The organism is Flavobacterium panici, assembly GCF_903819335.1.
GTDB classification, from domain to species: Bacteria; Bacteroidota; Bacteroidia; order Flavobacteriales; family Flavobacteriaceae; genus Flavobacterium; species Flavobacterium panici.
In genome coordinates this window covers 60277-77938 of sequence record NZ_CAIJDE010000048.1, presented here as the reverse complement: position 1 = coordinate 77938, position 17662 = coordinate 60277, and the positions used below count along the sequence as shown (strand labels likewise).

15 protein-coding genes are annotated in these 17662 nt (G+C 33.7%); 10 read left to right on the top strand and 5 right to left on the bottom strand.

The window, feature by feature from the left end; genetic code table 11:
- The first annotated feature begins 11 nt into the window (after positions 1-11).
- The 3 genes from FLAPXU55_RS15670 (at position 12) to FLAPXU55_RS15660 (ending at position 2038) form a co-directional block, all read left to right on the top strand.
- The gene (locus FLAPXU55_RS15670) at positions 12-869 is read left to right on the top strand and encodes a helix-turn-helix domain-containing protein (protein ID WP_180858869.1); all 858 of its coding nucleotides are present in this window, start codon (positions 12-14) and stop codon (positions 867-869) included.
- A 99-nt stretch (positions 870-968) separates the two neighbouring features.
- Complete coding sequence (locus FLAPXU55_RS15665; RefSeq protein ID WP_180858868.1) at positions 969-1619, top strand: HD domain-containing protein; 651 nt, start codon at positions 969-971, stop codon at positions 1617-1619.
- Positions 1620-1768: 149 nt separating this feature from the next.
- Positions 1769-2038, top strand: a complete 270-nt coding sequence (locus tag FLAPXU55_RS15660) for a hypothetical protein (RefSeq protein WP_180858867.1) — start codon at positions 1769-1771, stop codon at positions 2036-2038.
- An 81-nt stretch (positions 2039-2119) separates the two neighbouring features.
- Here FLAPXU55_RS15660 and FLAPXU55_RS15655 read toward each other — a convergent pair whose 3' ends face one another.
- The 4 genes from FLAPXU55_RS15655 to FLAPXU55_RS15640 all read right to left on the bottom strand — a co-directional run bounded on the left by FLAPXU55_RS15655 (position 2120) and on the right by FLAPXU55_RS15640 (position 5031).
- Positions 2120-2842 carry an SDR family oxidoreductase gene (locus FLAPXU55_RS15655; protein WP_180858866.1) on the bottom strand — a complete coding sequence of 241 codons (723 nt, stop codon included), beginning with the start codon at positions 2840-2842 and terminating at the stop codon, positions 2120-2122.
- A 92-nt stretch (positions 2843-2934) separates the two neighbouring features.
- Positions 2935-3531 carry a Crp/Fnr family transcriptional regulator gene (locus tag FLAPXU55_RS15650; protein WP_180858865.1) on the bottom strand — a complete coding sequence of 199 codons (597 nt, stop codon included), beginning with the start codon at positions 3529-3531 and terminating at the stop codon, positions 2935-2937.
- A gap of 119 nt (positions 3532-3650) precedes the next feature.
- The gene (locus tag FLAPXU55_RS15645; RefSeq protein WP_180858864.1) at positions 3651-4340 is read right to left on the bottom strand and encodes an SIMPL domain-containing protein; all 690 of its coding nucleotides are present in this window, start codon (positions 4338-4340) and stop codon (positions 3651-3653) included.
- Positions 4341-4392: 52 nt separating this feature from the next.
- Positions 4393-5031 carry a rhomboid family intramembrane serine protease gene (locus tag FLAPXU55_RS15640; protein ID WP_180858863.1) on the bottom strand — a complete coding sequence of 213 codons (639 nt, stop codon included), beginning with the start codon at positions 5029-5031 and terminating at the stop codon, positions 4393-4395.
- Positions 5032-5144: 113 nt separating this feature from the next.
- Here FLAPXU55_RS15640 and FLAPXU55_RS15635 point away from each other — a divergent pair, with 113 nt between their 5' ends.
- Both FLAPXU55_RS15635 and FLAPXU55_RS15630 read left to right on the top strand, forming a co-directional pair.
- On the top strand, positions 5145-6020 hold the full coding sequence (locus tag FLAPXU55_RS15635) for a lysophospholipid acyltransferase family protein (protein WP_180858862.1): 876 nt from the start codon (positions 5145-5147) through the stop codon (positions 6018-6020).
- Between the two features lie 209 nt (positions 6021-6229).
- A complete protein-coding gene (locus FLAPXU55_RS15630) occupies positions 6230-7714 on the top strand; it encodes a glycosyl hydrolase (protein WP_180858861.1) in 1485 nt (494 codons plus the stop codon).
- A 66-nt stretch (positions 7715-7780) separates the two neighbouring features.
- Here FLAPXU55_RS15630 and glmM read toward each other — a convergent pair whose 3' ends face one another.
- Positions 7781-9169: a phosphoglucosamine mutase gene (gene glmM / locus FLAPXU55_RS15625; RefSeq protein ID WP_180858860.1), complete on the bottom strand. Its 1389-nt coding sequence runs from the start codon at positions 9167-9169 to the stop codon at positions 7781-7783.
- 289 nt (positions 9170-9458) lie between these two features.
- Here glmM and FLAPXU55_RS15620 point away from each other — a divergent pair, with 289 nt between their 5' ends.
- The 5 genes from FLAPXU55_RS15620 to uvrA all read left to right on the top strand — a co-directional run bounded on the left by FLAPXU55_RS15620 (position 9459) and on the right by uvrA (position 17577).
- The gene (locus FLAPXU55_RS15620; RefSeq protein ID WP_053470680.1) at positions 9459-10043 is read left to right on the top strand and encodes an acyl carrier protein phosphodiesterase; all 585 of its coding nucleotides are present in this window, start codon (positions 9459-9461) and stop codon (positions 10041-10043) included.
- A gap of 31 nt (positions 10044-10074) precedes the next feature.
- Complete coding sequence (gene ggt, locus FLAPXU55_RS15615) at positions 10075-11757, top strand: gamma-glutamyltransferase (protein WP_180858859.1); 1683 nt, start codon at positions 10075-10077, stop codon at positions 11755-11757.
- 85 nt (positions 11758-11842) lie between these two features.
- Positions 11843-13627, top strand: coding sequence for a chloride channel protein (locus tag FLAPXU55_RS15610; protein WP_180858858.1), 1785 nt, complete (start codon positions 11843-11845; stop codon positions 13625-13627).
- A 63-nt stretch (positions 13628-13690) separates the two neighbouring features.
- Positions 13691-14644, top strand: a complete 954-nt coding sequence (locus FLAPXU55_RS15605; protein WP_180858857.1) for a Fic family protein — start codon at positions 13691-13693, stop codon at positions 14642-14644.
- Positions 14645-14745: 101 nt separating this feature from the next.
- Positions 14746-17577 (top strand): excinuclease ABC subunit UvrA, encoded by a 2832-nt coding sequence (gene uvrA / locus FLAPXU55_RS15600; protein WP_180858856.1) that lies wholly within the window; start codon positions 14746-14748, stop codon positions 17575-17577.
- Positions 17578-17662: the final 85 nt, after the last annotated feature.

Genomic DNA, 17662 nt, shown 5'->3' with positions numbered 1-17662 from the left:
TGTCAAAAATTATGCTTTCTATATCAAATTTGGTTGTAGAAGAAGAGATTAAAAATTCATTCTCGATACGCTTTCTTGAAGACAAGAAATACGAGCAAAAATCAACGTACAGACTTGTTTATAACCGAATCTTACTAATTGAATCCGGCAAAGGAGAAATAATTATAGACGATCAGGTTTTTCAAATTTCATCTTTACAATTATTTTTAATCGCAAAAGGACAATTTATAAGTTTTAATGCTGAAACAAAATTTACTGGATACGAACTTAGTTTTGGCGATTGTTTTTGGGAAAGAACGCCTTCCAGCGCCAACAACTGTAAAGCTGTTTTGTTTAATAATGCTTCTGCCAATCAAACCATTCCGTTAAATCATCAGGACAATATTGAACTTATTTCAATTTTTAAATCTTTATGGTATGAATATCAAAAAGAGGAATACATCAATCAATTAGATGCTTTGGCTGCATATCTAAAAATTATAATGATTAAAATTGCAAACGTAAATCATTCTCTCTCAAAAGGATTTGACAGTTACGAAAATCAAACCTATGCACAGTTTTTAGAATTAATCAGCAAGAACTATAAAACGTCCCGAGAAGTGGCAGATTATGCAGATCTTTTAGGAATTTCGGCACGAAAGCTAACAGATTTATGCAAACGCTGCAGTAACAGAGGCGCAAAAGAATTAATAAACGGACAAATTCTTGCCGAAGCCAAAAGAGCGCTGCAGTTTACTTCTAACCCAGTAAAAGAAATTGCTTTTCAACTCAATTTTACTACTGCAGAGCAATTCAGTCATTTCTTTAAAAAGAATGCTCAGGTTTCTCCTCATGAATACAGATTACTTTTTTTAAATATCGGAAATTAACTCCTTAATAATAATCCTGTAATTTTTGACATGCGCTTGACGTAATTTGACATTCCTCAAACAAGTTTCTCACGATACCTTTGAAAAAAACAAATTATCATGTCAGTAAACAAACTAAAAACAGTTGCAGGAATAATTATTCCGGATAGTTCTATTGCACAGCAGGCTACAGAACTTTTATTAGAACACGGTACAGAATTTATCTACAATCATTCTTTGCGTGTATTTCTGTTTTCTTCTTTAAACGGAAAAAGAAAACAACTTAAATATGATGAAGAATTATTGTATGTGGCTTCCGCTTTTCACGATTTGGGTTTAACGAAACATTACAGCAGTACAGATCTTCGTTTTGAAGTAGACGGTGCCAATGCGGCAAGAGATTTCCTCAAAAGCCATAATTTACCAAAAGAGTCACTGCAATTGGTTTGGGATACTATCGCACTGCATACTACAATTGGTATTGCAGAACATAAAGAACCAGAAGTCGCGCTTATGTATTCTGGAGTTGGTCTGGATGTTATGGGCGAAGGATATGAACATTTAAGCGATCAAAACAGGATTGAAATTCTGGACGCTTTCCCACGTGATGATTTTAAGAATAAAATTATTCCAACTTTTTTCAGCGGATTTGAACACAAAACAGAAACTACTTTTGGGAACATAAAAGCTGATGTCTGTGCTTACATGATTCCGAATTTTCATCGCAAGAATTTTTGCGACTGTATTTTGCATTCTCCATGGAAAGAGTAATAAAAATTAATTTACAAATAGTAAGATGAGAATTTAGTAACTCATTCTCAAAATTGTATAAAATAAATAGCAGTAAAAAAATTTAATTTTAAGTTATGCTAATTGAAAAGTTAGATAAAGCTTAAACTATAAATTTAAACCTCTCTATTATGATTTTTGACGATTACTATTATATACCAGAAGAATCTACAGGCGACATGACTTCTTACGAAGAGCAGCTGCTTTTAAATTATGATGATTATCTGCAAGGAAATCTTTCGAACACATTAACATCGCATAAGCATTTCAATCTTGAACTGGATGATCTTGAAGATGAATTCCTAGATGATGATATGGAATCTGAATACGACGAAAATGACTGGGAAGAACTGGAGAATGAAGATGATTCTGAACCTGAAACTTTTTTAATGCAAAGCTGAAAGTGGATGCATAAATATTGGTAAAGGAGCCTTTGAAAATATTCATTGGCTCCTTTATCTTATAATTGATTTTGATTGAATTTATACTAATGAAGTTCCTCCATCAATAATTAAAGTCTGTCCAGTGCCGTATTCCTGTTCCAGTAAATACACAAATGTTTTAGCAACATCTTCGGCCTCACCTACTCTTTTTACAGGCAAAGCGTTTCCAATATTAGTATACATTTCATTTCTTTCATTCTCAGACATACCGCCCCAAAGTTCTGTTTTTACTACTCCAGGCGAAACAATATTAACTCTTATTGGTGCTAATTCCATTGCTAATGCTCTTGAAAAACCTTCCATAGCTGCACAAATACTGGCGCCTAAAGCCCAGCCTTTATTAGGTCTGTTGCTTGCAATTCCGCTGGTTAGTACAATTGAACCTGTAGAATTGATAAATGGCGCTGCATATTTTACGGCTGTAAAAGCGCCCCAATAACGAATATTAAAATAATTTTTAGCTGTTTCTAAAGCAGTATCTTCCACATTTGAAAGCATAATATTTTCACCCGCAGTAAAAATCAAATGATCAAATGGGCCAATTTTTTCAAAAAAACTTTTGACTTGCAATTCATCAGTCACATCAATAACATATCCACTTGCCTGACCTTTTATTTCCTGCAAAGCTTTGTCTATACGCTGTTGATTACTAGACGCAATTATTATATTTGCTCCTTTTTGTGCGATTGATTTTGCAGTTGCCAAACCAATTCCGGCACTTCCGCCTATTATAACTACTTTTTTGCCTTTTAGATTTTCCATTGTTTCTTGTTTACTATTATTCACTATTTTTTAGTCGAACAAAAGTAGAAAGTCACTTACGGAATGGATTTAACAAATGTTAAAAAGCAAATTTAGAATGCATTCTTTTTAATTCTGCTTAAGGATTGTTTGGCAATGCCGAGATAAGAAGCAATATCAGTTTGTGATACTCTGTAGGCAATATTGGGTTGTCGCTCAATAAATTTTTGATAACGGGATGTTGCATCTGTACCAAGATAAAAATTACGCAATTCTACTTTATTAAGCAGCGCTTGTTGAAAAATAGAATCGAGCATTGGTTTAAAATAAGGTAAATCTTTAATTAAAGACTCTAATTTACTTCTTTCCAAAACAATTATTTCTGAGTTACAAGCAGCCTGAACAATATCTTGAGAAACTATATTTTCGGTAAAACTTTTCAAAATAGTGCAAAAGTGATTTTCGCCGAAAAAGAAATGAATAACATCATTTCCTTTATCGCTAACGCTCGCAATTTTCAATACGCCATTGCAGACAAAAAAGATTTCATTGGCAATTTTATTTTCTTCAATTAAAATCTCTCCTTCTTTTACAGATCTATATTCTAAATATTGCGCAATACTATTTTTATCTTCTAAAGAAATTTCATGAAAAAGATCTAAATGATTACAAAACTGTTCCAGCATATTATTACAATCTTCTTTTAGCATTTTCAGTATATTTTAACTTTATCAAAGTTAGAAAGATTAATCGTCATTGATAAAAAAAAAATCCAAATCCCAATCGTAAAATTGGAATTTGGATTTTTATTATTTAGAATTTAAACTATTTAGTCCAAAATAAAACTTACACTAACATTTGCTGTAATTTCGATTTCACCAACTGCTAATGTTTCGTTTTCAGCACCTGCATTATCAGCAGCCATTGACTTCATAGCTGCGTACATTGGCTGCGGGTGATAAATTTGTGAGTTATCTGAAATAACATATGCTTTACCTACTTTTTGACCTAAAACTGAAACGTAATCTTCTGCTTTTGCTTTAGCATCTTTCATCGCTAATTTTCTGGCTTCAGACTGTAATGATGTTAATTTAGAAGATTCAAAAGAAACTCTGTCAATACGATTAATTCCTTGTTGAACCAAACCTTCCATCAATTCATCATATTTAGATAAATCTTTTAAAACGATTTCTACAGTTTGTGTCGCATTGTAGCTTGTTTTCTTTTTCTCGTAATCGTATTGCGGATTAAGTGCTACTTGCTTTGTTTTGAAATCTGCAGTTGGAAGATTCATTTTTTTGATGAATTTTAAAACCGCATCCATTTTTTCGTCATTTTGCTTTTTGACATCTTTAGCATTATTCCCTTTTGTTTCAACCGTAGCTGAAATACAAACCTGATCAGGTGCTACTTTTACTTTTCCTTCCCCATTTACATTAATTTGAGGAATTTGTTTGGTTTCCTGGCCGTAAGACATAGTCATAAACATGATTGTTAAAAATAATACTAGTTTTCTCATTTCTGTGATATTTTAAGTTATTGATTAAAGCATTTCAAAAGTTATGCCAGCATTATAATTTTCCCAATTTAGCCATGCCGAAAAGAATTAAAATTGGGACTAAAAGTAAAACAACGATGAAAGTATTATCATAAACTAATGAAGGCTCTTTTATCAAAGTAATTAAGTATCCGCCAATTGCGCCTCCAAAATGAGCTGTATGTCCAATATTATCATTTTTTGCTTTCATTCCGTAAATAGAATATAATAAATATAAAATTCCGAAAAGATAAGCGGGAATTGGAATTATACCAAAAATTCCAAGTGTCATATCAGGATGAAGTAAAATTGAAGAGTATAAAACCCCGGTCACGGCTCCAGAAGCTCCAACAGCACGATAGCTGTAATCATTTTTATGAAAGATCATGGTAAGAAGACTTCCGAAAATTAAACTTCCAAAATAAACCAGAACAAAAGAAAAAGTTCCCATCCAGTCTATAACCACCGGTGCAAACATCCAAAGTGTATACATATTAAAAACCAAATGTATAATATCTACATGCAAAAAACCAGACGAAAGCATTCTGATTTGTTCTCCTGCACGTATACTCCCAACATGAAATTCGTATTTTCTAAAAAAATAAAGATCATTAAAACCTTTATAACTAATCAGTACATTGGCCACTATAATTCCAATTAAAATGGTATTCATAAATAATATTTAATGTGAAGGGTAAAGATAAACAATATCAAACATAAGTTGATCAGAATCCAAAATATCGAGCTTATTCATTTTTACATTATATTTGTAGAAAAAAATTTTAGATGCAATTTATTGTTTATATAATAGCCTTCCCTTTACTTTGGCTAATCTCTATACTCCCATTTCGCTTATTTTATTTGTTTTCAGATTTTGTATACTTTTTAGTTTACAGAGTTATTAGATATCGTAAAAGTGTAGTACGCGAAAACCTGGCGCTTACTTTTCCTAATTTAAGCAAAGCTGAAAGAAAAGTCATTGAGAAAAAATTCTATCACCATATGTGTGATATGTTTTTAGAGATGGTAAAAACATTGAGCATCACACCCGAAGAAATGGAAAAGCGATTCCATGTAACCAATATTGAATTAGTTCAGGATTATGCAAGACGAGGTAAAAGTGTAATTCTTGTTGCTTCACATTATGCAAGTTATGAATGGCTTTTAACTATTAATCCAAAACTGGGTTTTCAGGGAATTGCAGTATATAAAAAAATTGCTAATCCTTATTTTGACAAATTGATTAGAAAAATTCGTTCCAAATACAATACCGAATTAGTTGAAACAAGAAAAGCGATTCCAACAATGGCCCAAAATCAGCGTGACGGAAAACTAAGTATGTACGGACTTGCAAGTGATCAATCGCCTAAACTCGACAGAATTTTTCATTCGATGAAATTTATGGGTATTGAAGTTCCCGTGCATACAGGAGCCGAAATGCTGGCAAAAAAATATGATTTAAGTGTCATAATGGTAAAAGTAAAAAAGGTTTCAAGAGGTTATTATGAAGCTACTTTTTTAACCATTGCCGATAATCCGCATGATTATAAAAATTTTGACATTACAGAGAAATACCTGAAAGAAGTAGAAAAACAAATTCTTGAAGCTCCTGAATTTTATCTTTGGACACACAAAAGATGGAAACATAGAGTTACTAAATAATTTACAAAAGAAAATCCAAAAAGCAGTCGTTACTTTTTGGATTTTCTTTTATCGTCAAAACTGTAAATCTTGCATATAAGATTTACAAAGGTGTTGAAATATATTTTGATGGGTTTTTGTAATATTTTTTTTTGACTTAAAAACTACACAAACCACATAAATTTGAAGTTAACTAAATCGAATAAAAAAACCTTACCAAAATTTTAATCATGATTAAAAAGTTACTTTTTACATTTTTGTTAATAACCGTTTCTATTACAGCATTTGCCCAGAGTCCGAAACGCGGAATTGCTTATGGAAATAATTCAACGGCTGATTTATTAGCACTTAAACCGGGGATTTCCTGGTGGTACAATTGGGGATCACTTCCTGAAAATGACGTTAATGCGAATTATGCAACTCTTGGAGTTGAATATGTTCCAATGATTTGGGGAAAATTAAGCGATGCTGAAGTACAAAATTTTATAAATAAAATTAAACCAGGTGCTAAATATTTATTAGCTTTTAACGAACCTAACTTTAATGATGGTGCTCGTTTAACTCCTCAGGAAGCTGTAAATGCATGGGTAAACGTAGAAAAAGTTGCTGCTGCAAAAAACTTAGAAATCGTAAGCGCATCACCGGCTTTTAATGGGCCTGATAATTATGGCGGTTACAGCAGTCCTACTGCATGGCACGATCAATTTTTTCTTTTGTGCCCTGATTGTAAAGTCGATTATATTGCTTTTCATACTTATGATAATACAGCTGGCTCTGTTATTGGCGTAACAAGTCTTTTAAAAAAGTATAACCGCCCAGTTTGGGTGACAGAATTTGCAAATCGAGTTATTCAGTCTGAAGCAGATAAAATTGCTTTTATGAAACAAATCCTTAATAGTTTTGAAAACGATCCGGATATTTACAGATATTCTTGGTTTACAGGCCGCGTTCCGGCAGACTGGACAGATATGCAGGAAGGACAATTGTTGAGCCCAACAAGTGGTGTTTTAAAACCAATAGGAACAGAATATATTAATGTTAGTTATACAACAAAAAAATTAAATGTTCCGGGCAGAATTACAGCCAATCAACATTACAGAAGAAAAGGAACCGGACTTCAAAACACAACAGATTCTGGAACAGGACAAAATGTATGTTTTATAGACAGCGGCGACTGGAACGAATTTATGCTTAATGTTGCCAATGCAGGAACTTATAACTTAACGTTTAGAGTTGCTTCGCCAACTATTCCGGGGAAATTTGACATTTTAGTTAATGATGTTGTAGTAAAAACAGATGAAACGTTTCCTGTAACTGGTGGATATCAAACATATGCAGATAAAGTTGTAAACGGAGTTACATTGCCAAAAGGCGAAGTTTATTTAAAAATTAAGTTCAAATCAAGCGATATGAATTTTAATTATATTGATGTAGCTTCAGGAAACTTAGGCGTAAATGATCCAAAAGCAGATAATGATTCTTTTACGATTTATCCAAATCCTATTAAAGTTGAGTCTACACTTCATATAAAATCTTTTACAACAGAACCTATATCTATAAAAATAGTGGATATGAAAGGAAGTGTATGTTTCTCTTCTAATGATTATTCTACAAACGAAGATATTAAAATTGGCGATAAATTAGCCACTGGAGTTTATATTGTAAATGTTTCTTATGGTTCGATTAACAAATCAATGAAAATTATAAAGAACTAAATTTAACTATACAAAAAGCGCCTTTCAAATAAATGAAAGGCGCTTTTTTATTTCTCATTGCAAAATTTATATTCCTGCAATCTCTTTTATTTCATCAATAATACGAAGTGCTAAAGTATCAGCTTCTTTTTGCGAAGGCGCTTCTGTATAGATTCGAATAATTGGTTCCGTATTCGATTTTCTTAAATGAACCCATTCATTAGCAAAATCAATTTTAACGCCGTCAATTGTCGAAATATCTTCGTTTTTATATTTCTCTGTCATAGCCGTTAAAATGGCATCAACATCAATTTGAGGAGTTAATTCAATTTTATTTTTGCTCATATAATATTCCGGATATGAAGCTCTCAATGCAGATACTGATATTTTTTTATTGGCTAAATGCGTTAAAAACAAAGCTACTCCTACCAAACTGTCACGTCCGTAATGCAATTCAGGATAAATAATTCCGCCGTTACCTTCACCGCCAATAACCGCATTATTCTTTTTCATTAATTCAACAACATTCACCTCTCCTACTGCACTTGCTTCATATTTTCCGTTATGTCCGTTTGTAACGTCACGCAATGCACGGGACGAAGACATATTCGAAACTGTATTTCCCGGAGTTTTACTCAAAACATAATCTGCGCAGGCAACCAATGTATATTCTTCACCAAACATTTCACCATCTTCACTAATAAAAGCCAAACGATCAACATCTGGATCAACAACAATTCCTAAATGCGCTTTTTCTTTTACAACTAATTCAGAAATATCCGTTAAATGCTCTTTTAAAGGTTCCGGATTATGCGGAAAATGTCCGTTTGGTTCGCAGTATAATTTTACCACTTCAACGCCCATTAGTTCTAACAAGTTTGGAATAATAATTCCGCCTGAAGAATTCACTCCATCCACAACAACTTTAAACTTAGCATCTTTTACAGCCTGAACATCAACTAAAGGTAAATTCAACACTTCGTCAATATGAATATCCATGTAGGCGTCATTCAGTGTAATTTCTCCAAGATTATCAACATCAGAGAAATCAAAAGCTTCAGCTTCGGCAATTTCAAGAATTTTAGCACCATCATCTCCGCTTAAAAATTCTCCTTTTTCATTCAATAATTTCAAAGCATTCCATTGTTTTGGATTATGAGATGCCGTTAAAATAATTCCTCCATCTGCTTTTTCAAGAGGAACCGCAACTTCAACTGTAGGCGTTGTAGAAAGTCCCAAATCAATTACATTAATTCCTAAACCTATTAAAGTATTTACAACAAGATTATGAATCATAGGTCCCGAAATTCTAGCATCGCGGCCTATTACAACTGTTAGTTTTTCTTTTGAAGTATTGTTTTTAAGAAAAGTTCCGTATGCCGATGCAAATTTTACAGCGTCAACAGGAGTCAGGTTATCTCCCACTTTTCCACCGATTGTTCCTCGTATTCCTGAAATCGATTTTATTAAAGTCATCTTTGTGAGTTATGGTTATTTTATTACAAATATAAAAAAGTTACTAAGCTTATGAGGTTCTACGAGGCTAAGTTTTTTTTCTACTTTAAATATTCAAGTAAAATCTCTGATTATTTTATCATAATTATCAAGGCTCTTAGATGATAAGATGCTAATGTTTTTTTAATACCTTAAATATTTAAGTAAAATAGTGACTATTTTATAACAAAATGATTTAAAAAAGTTTTTATACATTTACTAAAATAACTTAGTGACTGAGTAACTCAGAACCTTAGCAACTTTAGAAAAAATGAATTTCTTAGCCCATATATATCTTTCCGGTGATAATGATTTAATCAAAATTGGCAATTTTATGGCTGATGGCATTCGCGGAAAAAAGTTTGAGCATTTTCCGCAAGATGTTCAAAAAGGAATTCTTTTACACCGCTTTATAGACACTTACACAGACTCTCACGATATTTTTAGACAAAGCACCAGACGTCTTCACGAAAAATACCACCACTATTCCGGAGTAATTATAGATATTGTTTACGATCACTTTTTAGCTAAAAACTGGTCGAATTATTCCGATGAAAAATTAGAAGACTTCATCAATCGTTTTTACAATTCACTGCACGAAAACTATGCTGTTTTAACCGAAAAAACCCAAGGCTTAATGCCTTATATGATAGAAAGAAACTGGCTTTTAAGCTACAGAACTGTCGAAGGAATCCATCAAATTTTAACCCAGATGGACAGAAGATCTAGAAATGTTTCTAAAATGCAGTTTGCCAGTGAAGAATTAAAAGAATTTTATACAGAATTTGAACAGGAATTCACTCTTTTTTTTGAGGACATTCAACAACAAGCCAAACAAAAATTACTTTCCTTATAAACCTAACCATTTTATAAAATATGTTCTTGTTATGAAAAAAATTTCACTTCTTATTTATTTTATATCCTTTTACAATTTTGCACAACACACAGCCTCACCAACTGGTTTAACCGCTTCAAAAGCAATGGTCGTTTCGGCTCGTGCTGAAGCTTCAAAAATTGGCGTAGAAATAATGAAAAAAGGCGGTAATGCATTTGACGCCATGGCCGCAACAGAATTAGCCCTTGCAGTTGCCTATCCATATGCCGGAAATCTTGGCGGCGGCGGATTTATGGTATACCGAAAAGCAAACGGAGAAGTTGGAAGTTTAGATTACCGCGAAAAAGCACCGCTTGCCGCAACAAAAAATATGTTTCTGGACAAAGACGGAAATGTAATTCCCGGAAAAAGTACCGAAACTCCTTTAGCTATTGGTGTTCCCGGAACTATCGCCGGAGTTTTTGCCGTTCATAAAAAATTTGGTTCTCTGCCAATTTCAGAAATCCTGAAACCAGTTATAGCACTTGCAGAAAAGGGTGTCGTTGTAACCCTAAAACAACAAAAACAGCTTGAGAATTATCATGATGCCATTGTAAAAGCAAATGGGCCAACTACCTTAATGGCCGGAAAATTCAAAGAAGGTGACACAATAAAATATCCTGCGCTTGCCAGCACGCTTAAACGAATTTTAAAAGGCGGTAAAGATGAATTCTACAAAGGCAAAACTGCCCAGGTTTTAGTTGATTATCTGAAGAAAAAAGGCGGTATTATAACGCTTAAAGATTTAGCATCTTATGAAGCAAAGTGGAGAAATCCATTGCAGTTTGATTATAAAGATTTAAAAATTACTTCGATGGCTCCTCCTAGCAGCGGCGGTATTTGTCTGGCACAGATTCTAAAAATGATTTCTCCGTTTTATTTATCAAAAATGGGACACAATTCTGAACAGTCAATTCAGGTAATTGTTGAAGCAGAAAGAAGGGCTTACGCCGATAGAAGCCAATTTTTAGGAGATCCTGATTTTGTAAAAATTCCAATTAAAGGTCTTTTATCAGATTCTTATTTAAAAGAAAGAATGTCAAATTTTGATTCCGAAAAAGCTTCATTATCATCAGAAATAAAAGAAGGAAAAATTACGTATAACGAAAGTACCGAAACAACACATTATTCAATTGTCGATCAATTTGGAAACGCTGTTTCTGCAACTACAACAATAAATGACGGTTTTGGATCTAAATATTATTGTGATGAATTAGGCTTTTTCTTAAACAACGAAATGGATGATTTTAGTGCAAAACCGGGATCACCAAATATGTTTGGATTAGTTGGAAACGAAGCAAACAGCATTGCTCCTCAAAAAAGAATGCTAAGTTCCATGACGCCGACAATTGTAGAGAAAAACGGGAAATTATTCATGGTTGTAGGTTCTCCGGGCGGATCTACAATTATAACATCTGTATTGCAGACTATTTTGAATGTTTACGAATATAATTTAAGTATGCAGGCAGCAGTAAATGCACCACGCTTTCATCATCAATGGCTTCCGGATCTTATTACGTTTGAGCCAAATACGTTCAATTATAATACGATTGAAAGTTTAAAAGCAAAAGGATATTTGATCAACGAAAAAACGACACCTGTAATTGGTAAAGTGGATGCTATTTTGGTTTTGCCGGATAATACTCTTGAAGGAGGTGCCGATTTTCGTGGTGATGACAAAGCTGCGGGATTTTAAAGCAAAAAGATTTTAGTAGAAAAATTTGACAAAATCGAATGTTTAAAGCTAAATTTGCATTCTCCGTAACTTTTTTAAAAATACAATGATAAAAAAACTTTTCCGAAGATTAGAAAGCATTATTGCTTTGGCTCAATCTATTTTGACACCAAAGCAATTCATTTTTTTATCCAGTGTTTTGGTCGGAATTTCGTGTGCGTTTGCAGTAATTATTTTAAAAACATTTGCGCATAGCGTTTTTTCATTTGCAACTTACCTTAGCGGAATTTTAAAATTAGGTTTCATTAATAGTATCCTGCCTATAATTGGTATTTTACTGACTGTTTTGGTGGTTAAAAAAGTTTTAAACGGAACTATCCAAAAAGGGACTTCACAAATATTATATGCTGTTGCCAAAAAGGCAAGTATAATTCCGAAAAAGCAAATGTATGCGCAGATTGTTACAAGCTCTTTGACTGTCGGTTTAGGAGGATCAGCAGGTTTAGAAAGCCCAATTGTAATTACGGGAGCTGCTTTTGGTTCCAACTATGCACAGAATTATAAATTAGCTTATAAAGACAGAACTTTGCTAATTGGCTGCGGGGTTGCGGCTGGAATTTCGGCAGCTTTTAATGCACCAATTGCCGGAGTTCTTTTTGCTATAGAAGTTCTTCTGGTCGATGTTAGTATTTCGGCTTTTACGCCAATTATGATTTCGGCAGCGACCGGAGCTTTGGTCTCGGCAATTGTATTAGACGAAAGCATTCTTTTATCTTTCAAAAAACAAGAAACTTTTGATTATCATAATATTCCCTTCTATGTAATTTTAGGTGTTTTAACAGGCGCAATTGCGGTTTATTACTCTAGAAATTTTCAAAAAGTAGAGCATTATTTTTCAGAACTAAAAATGGGTCCTTATAAAAAAGCCCTGATTGGTTCTTCGCTTTTGGCACTTCTTATTTTTATCTTCCCAACATTGTTTGGTGAAGGTTACGAAAGTATCAAAATCCTATCAGAAACTGATCCCGGGCAATTATTAGACAATACTTTATTTGCCAGCTGGAGAAACAATCAATGGGTTTTACTGCTTTTTGTGGGCTGTACCATGATGATAAAAGTATTTGCTTCGGGACTTACAATTGGAAGTGGTGGAAACGGTGGAAACTTTGCTCCTTCCTTATTTTTAGGTTCTTATCTGGGTTATTTCTTTTCTAAATTTATCATTCTGACTGGTTTAGCAAAACTACCAATAAGTAATTTTACAATGGTTGGAATGGCCGGAATCCTGAGCGGATTATTTCATGCGCCGCTTACCGCGATTTTCCTTATTGCAGAAATTACCGGAGGTTATGGATTGATGATTCCGCTTATGATTGTTTCATCAATTAGTTTTGCGATTTCTAAACGTTTTGAAAAATATTCGCTTGACGTAAAAAATCTGGCTAAAAAAGGTCATGCTTTTACCAGCAATAAAGATTCTAATATTTTATCGACTTTAGATATCGACACGATAATCCAAACCGATTATTTAACGGTTTCTCCAGAAGAACATTTAAGTAAATTGGTAGATCTTATTTCGCACTCCAATCAGGTAATTTTTGCTGTTGTAGATAATGAACGAGAACTTGTTGGTGTGGTACATTTTAATGATATTCGAGAAATTATCTTTAATGCGTACCGCGTAAAATATACTTTGATCAAAGATGTGATGAAAACTCCGCCGGCTACAATTTCTTCAAATGACAGTATGGAGATTGTAATGACCAAATTCGAAAGATCTAAAACTGCTTTTCTTCCCGTTTTACGAAATGAAAAATATTTCGGTATGATCTCCAAGTCTATTGCACTTGAAGCCTACAGAATGAAACTCCGTTCCATGACAATAGAATAAGCTTAATATCGGATAAGTTAAAAATTTGGAGTATCCGATATTAAGAAGTACTTTTGTAGGATTATGTGGAACATTGACTTAACATACAGAGAAGAATTTCAATCGACATTTGATCGATTGTACCAAAAAAGGCTTGATTTGCAAAACAGCAGACCACTGCCCAATATCGCTTTACACAAAATTCGCGAAAGCCTATCACTCGAATGGACCTACAATTCAAACAGTATTGAAGGAAACACAATGAGTTTGCGCGAAACCCAAATGGTAATTCAGGAAGGAATCACCATAAAAGGAAAATCGCTTCGGGAACATTTTGAAACACACAATCACGATAAAGCAATTGATTATTTGTATTCAATTGTTGATGATAATTATAAACTTCGAAGCATCGATATTCTTTCCATTCATGGTTTAGTTTTACGTTCTATCGAAGATGATTTTGCAGGTCGTTTACGAAATGGCGGCGTTCGAATTTCGGGAGCTAATTTTATGCCTCCAAACGCCAATAAAGTTTCAGATCTTTTAGATGAATTAATTGAGTTTGTCAATACAAATCCTTTAGGTTTAAACGATATAGAACTAGCCACTATTTATCATCATAAATTAGTGTGGATACATCCATTTTTTGATGGAAACGGGCGTACTGTTCGTTTAAGCATGAATCTGTTATTAATGCGCTGTGGTTTTCCGCCGGCAATTGTTCTTAAAAACGATAGAAAGAAATATTACGAAGCACTAAATCAGGCAAACAATGGCAATTATCAAAAACTAACCCTTTTGATGTGTCAGGCATTAGAGCGAACTTTAAATATATATTTAACCGCAATGCCGGGTAGCAGTTATGATTATCAGCCTATCATAAATATCGTAAGCGAGCCAGAAGCCACTTATGGTCAGGAATATGTAAGTTTATTGGCCAGAACAGGAAAAATTGACGCTTATAAAGAAGGCCGAAACTGGTACACAACCAAAGAAGCTATCGAAGAATACATGGCAACAAGAAAAAGAAAACGCTAGTTTAGGCTAGCGTTATTTTGTTACAATTTTTAACATAAACTTCTATACTCTAGTACTAAAAGAACAAATCAAAGTGGTAACTTTGCGTTTTGCTCAAATTTATGCTAGATAAAGACAATACTATTGAAGTTCTTGGCGCAAGAGTTCATAATCTAAAAAATATCGATATTTCTATTCCGCGTGAAAAACTTGTTGTTATAACAGGTCTTTCAGGTTCGGGAAAATCATCATTAGCGTTTGATACGATTTATGCTGAAGGTCAACGTCGTTATGTAGAAACTTTTTCTGCATATGCGAGGCAGTTCCTTGGCGGATTAGAACGTCCAGATGTTGATAAAATCGACGGACTTTCTCCGGTTATCGCGATTGAACAAAAAACAACTAGTAAAAGTCCGCGTTCAACCGTAGGAACAATTACTGAAATATATGATTTCCTTCGACTTTTATACGCTCGTGGTGCTGACGCTTACAGTTACAACACCGGTGAGAAAATGGTTTCGTATTCTGACGAACAAATTAAGGATTTGATTATTCAGGATTATAATGGAAAACGCATTAATATTCTTGCTCCGGTAATTAAAGCCAGAAAAGGACATTATGCTGAATTATTCCAACAAATTACCAAACAAGGATTTTTGAAAGTCCGTGTAAATGGTGAAGTTCAGGATTTAGTTGCAGGAATGAAACTGGATCGTTACAAAACTCACGATATTGAAATTGTAGTCGACAGAATGTTGATTGAAAATACCGAAGACAATCAAAAACGATTGGCTGAAAGTATTAATACAGCTATGCATCATGGCGAAAATGTATTAATGATTTTAGATCAGGACACAAACGAAGTTCGTTATTTCAGTAGAAATTTAATGTGTCCAACAACCGGAATTTCGTATCAAAATCCAGAACCAAATTTATTTTCTTTCAACTCTCCAAAAGGTGCATGTCCGCATTGTAACGGATTAGGAACGGTTCACGAAATCAATGTTAAAAAGATCATTCCAAATCCGAAATTATCAATTAAAAGCGGTGGATTTGCTCCGCTTGGCGAATATAAATCTTCGTGGATTTTTAAGCAGTTAGAAACTATTGGAGAAAAATTTGGGTTTAAGATTACAGATCCAATTGAGAAAATTCCGGAAGAAGCCATGCAAATGATTTTGTATGGAGGAAAAGATAAATTTGCCATCAACTCAAAAGATCTTGGCGTAACAAGAGAATATAAAATTGATTTTGAAGGAATTTCAAACTTCATCAAAAATCAATATGACGAAAGCGCGACAACAAGCATAAAACGCTGGGCAAAAGATTTCATGGACGAAATTAACTGTCCGGTTTGCGATGGTTCCCGTCTTAAAAAAGAAGCCTTATTTTTCAGGGTTAATGAAAAAAATATCACAGAATTATGTGATATGGATATTTCAGATTTAACGGCTTGGTTTCAGGATTTGAATAAGCATTTAACTGATAAACAGCTTTTAATTGCTTCTGAAGTTGTAAAAGAAATCAAAGATCGTTTAAACTTTTTAATGAATGTTGGTTTAAATTATTTGGCTTTAAGCCGAAGTTCAAAATCACTTTCGGGCGGTGAAGCACAACGTATTCGATTGGCAACACAAATTGGTTCACAGCTAGTTGGTGTTTTATATATTTTGGATGAACCAAGTATTGGTTTACACCAAAGAGACAATGAGAAGTTGATCAAATCTCTGGAACAATTACGTGATATTGGAAACTCGGTTATTGTGGTTGAACACGACAAAGACATGATCGAGACTGCAGATTATGTAATTGATATTGGTCCAAAAGCCGGAAAATACGGAGGAGAAATTATCAGCATTGGGACTCCTGCAGAAACTTTAAAATCAAACACAATTACCGCTCAATATTTGAACGGTAAGATGAAATTAGAGATTCCGAAAGAGCGAAGAAAAGGAAACGGAAAGTTTTTAAAATTAACCGGAGCAACAGGAAATAATCTAAAAAATGTTTCGATAGAACTACCTTTAGGACAATTAATCTGCGTTACAGGAGTTTCAGGAAGTGGAAAATCAACTTTGATTAATGAGACTCTCTACCCTATTTTGAACGCTTATTATTTTAATGGTGTAAAAAAACCACAGCCTTATAAAAAGATTGAAGGTTTAGAACATATTGATAAAGTAATTGATATAGATCAAAGTCCGATTGGAAGAACTCCTCGTTCAAACCCAGCAACTTATACCGAAGTTTTTACTGAAATCAGAAACTTATTTACCATGACTTCTGAAAGTATGATTCGTGGTTATAAAGCCGGACGTTTCAGCTTTAATGTAAAAGGCGGACGCTGCGAAACCTGCGAAGGTTCTGGTGTCAGAACTATCGAAATGAACTTTTTACCAGATGTTTATGTAGAATGCGAAACGTGTCAGGGAAAACGTTTTAACAGAGAAACATTGGAAATTCGATACAAAGGAAAATCAATTTCTGATGTATTGGATATGACGGTTGATGAAGCGGTTCCGTTTTTTGAAAACATTCCGAAAATTCACAGAAAAGTAAAAACAATTCAGGATGTTGGTTTAGGTTATATTACGCTTGGTCAGCAAAGTACAACACTTTCTGGAGGTGAAGCGCAGCGTATCAAACTGGCTGGAGAATTATCTAAAAAAGATACTGGTAATACTTTCTATATTTTAGATGAACCTACAACTGGATTGCACTTTGAAGATATCCGCGTTTTAATGGATGTTATCAATAAACTGGTTGATAAAGGAAATACGATCTTGGTTATCGAACATAATATGGACGTTATTAAACTTGCGGATTATATTATTGATATTGGCCCTGAAGGCGGAAAAGGCGGCGGACAATTAATCGCTAAAGGAACTCCTGAAGAAGTAGCGAAAAATAAAAAAAGTTATACGGCTAAGTTTTTGAAAAAAGAGTTGGAATAAAATATTGTTATTAATGGAATGGTTTAAAATCCGTTGTGTAAAATCAATAACTGATTTTAAACCATTATATCGAAATCTCTAACGG

Coding starts and splice junctions, on each gene's coding strand:
- FLAPXU55_RS15670 (WP_180858869.1), top strand. CDS start 12: ATGCTTTCTATATCAAATTTGGTTGTAGAAGAAGAGATTAAAAATTCA.
- FLAPXU55_RS15630 (WP_180858861.1), top strand. CDS start 6,230: ATGATTAAAAAGTTACTTTTTACATTTTTGTTAATAACCGTTTCTATT.
- FLAPXU55_RS15655 (WP_180858866.1), bottom strand. CDS start 2,842: ATGGAAAATCTAAAAGGCAAAAAAGTAGTTATAATAGGCGGAAGTGCC.
- glmM (WP_180858860.1), bottom strand. CDS start 9,169: ATGACTTTAATAAAATCGATTTCAGGAATACGAGGAACAATCGGTGGA.
- FLAPXU55_RS15620 (WP_053470680.1), top strand. CDS start 9,459: ATGAATTTCTTAGCCCATATATATCTTTCCGGTGATAATGATTTAATC.
- FLAPXU55_RS15650 (WP_180858865.1), bottom strand. CDS start 3,531: ATGCTAAAAGAAGATTGTAATAATATGCTGGAACAGTTTTGTAATCAT.
- FLAPXU55_RS15645 (WP_180858864.1), bottom strand. CDS start 4,340: ATGAGAAAACTAGTATTATTTTTAACAATCATGTTTATGACTATGTCT.
- FLAPXU55_RS15640 (WP_180858863.1), bottom strand. CDS start 5,031: ATGAATACCATTTTAATTGGAATTATAGTGGCCAATGTACTGATTAGT.
- ggt (WP_180858859.1), top strand. CDS start 10,075: ATGAAAAAAATTTCACTTCTTATTTATTTTATATCCTTTTACAATTTT.
- FLAPXU55_RS15610 (WP_180858858.1), top strand. CDS start 11,843: ATGATAAAAAAACTTTTCCGAAGATTAGAAAGCATTATTGCTTTGGCT.
- FLAPXU55_RS15665 (WP_180858868.1), top strand. CDS start 969: ATGTCAGTAAACAAACTAAAAACAGTTGCAGGAATAATTATTCCGGAT.
- FLAPXU55_RS15605 (WP_180858857.1), top strand. CDS start 13,691: ATGTGGAACATTGACTTAACATACAGAGAAGAATTTCAATCGACATTT.
- FLAPXU55_RS15635 (WP_180858862.1), top strand. CDS start 5,145: ATGCAATTTATTGTTTATATAATAGCCTTCCCTTTACTTTGGCTAATC.
- uvrA (WP_180858856.1), top strand. CDS start 14,746: ATGCTAGATAAAGACAATACTATTGAAGTTCTTGGCGCAAGAGTTCAT.
- FLAPXU55_RS15660 (WP_180858867.1), top strand. CDS start 1,769: ATGATTTTTGACGATTACTATTATATACCAGAAGAATCTACAGGCGAC.